We start from the raw sequence: 889 nt of genomic DNA, 5'->3' as shown, positions 1-889 counted from the left end.
CTATGCGTTGGTTTTAGTGTTTAAGGTGGTATGCGGGAGCTTCGGTATTGCGTTGCTCACACCTTAACAGGGCGTTAGGCAAATAGGAGTAGATATGGATATCGCAGTACTAACATTTGACGGATTTAATGAACTTGATTCATTTATAGCAGCGGGGATTTTAAACCGAATGAAAGACGTAGGTTGGAACGTGCAAATAACGAGTCCATCTCAGTACGTCACTTCAATGAACGGAGTTACAATTCAATCTCAACAGCCTCTAGAGTTTGCGAATCAAGCCAACGTTGTATTGTTTGGTAGCGGTGTACTAACGCGCGATATTGCTCAAGATAGAGATATGTTTTCAAGGTTAAAGCTAAACCCTGAAACTCAGTTAATTGGTGGGCAATGTTCAGGTACTTTGCTCATGTCCGTGCTTGGCTTACTGCATCAAATACCAGCTTGTACCGATTTAACAACGAGACCTTGGGTTGTCGAATCGGGAGTGACTGTTTTAGAGCAGCCATTTTATGCTAATGGTAATCTTGCAACAGCAGGTGGTTGTTTGTCATCAAAGTACTTAGCTGCGTGGGTTATTAGTAAGTTGTCGAGTAGGGCGGATGCTGAATCTGCAATTCATTATGTCGCGCCAGTCGGTGAAAAAGAGAACACGGTTCAGCACTGCATGTCAGTAGTCGGTGCATATCTTTAAAATTTGCCTAACAAATTGTTCAAGGGTGATTCGGCACGCGTGGCATTTTTACTATGCGGTAGGTTTAGTGATTAAGGTGGTATGCAGAGGCTTCAGTATTGCGTGCCTCACACCTTAACAAGGCGTTAAGTGCAATCAACAATAGTGACATCAAAAAGTAGGGAAGTATGAGTATTAATATAAAGTGGGATGGTGATT

1 protein-coding gene is annotated in these 889 nt (G+C 42.5%); it reads left to right on the top strand.

Going from position 1 to position 889, the window contains the following annotated elements; translation table 11 throughout:
* Nucleotides 1-94: 94 nt before the first annotated feature.
* Nucleotides 95-691, top strand: coding sequence for a DJ-1/PfpI family protein (locus R7O03_RS22640; RefSeq protein WP_137282136.1), 597 nt, complete (start codon nucleotides 95-97; stop codon nucleotides 689-691).
* The last annotated feature ends 198 nt before the right edge of the window (nucleotides 692-889 follow it).

Source organism: Vibrio sp. Vb2960 (assembly GCF_033337665.1).
GTDB lineage: Bacteria > Pseudomonadota > Gammaproteobacteria > Enterobacterales > Vibrionaceae > Vibrio > Vibrio alginolyticus.
The sequence above is the reverse complement of the archived record's forward strand: the minus strand, read 5'-3'. Positions and strand labels throughout refer to the sequence as shown.

What these genes read in the sequence shown, in the direction of transcription:
- R7O03_RS22640 (WP_137282136.1), top strand. Translation starts at nt 95, where the DNA reads ATGGATATCGCAGTACTAACATTTGACGGATTTAATGAACTTGATTCA.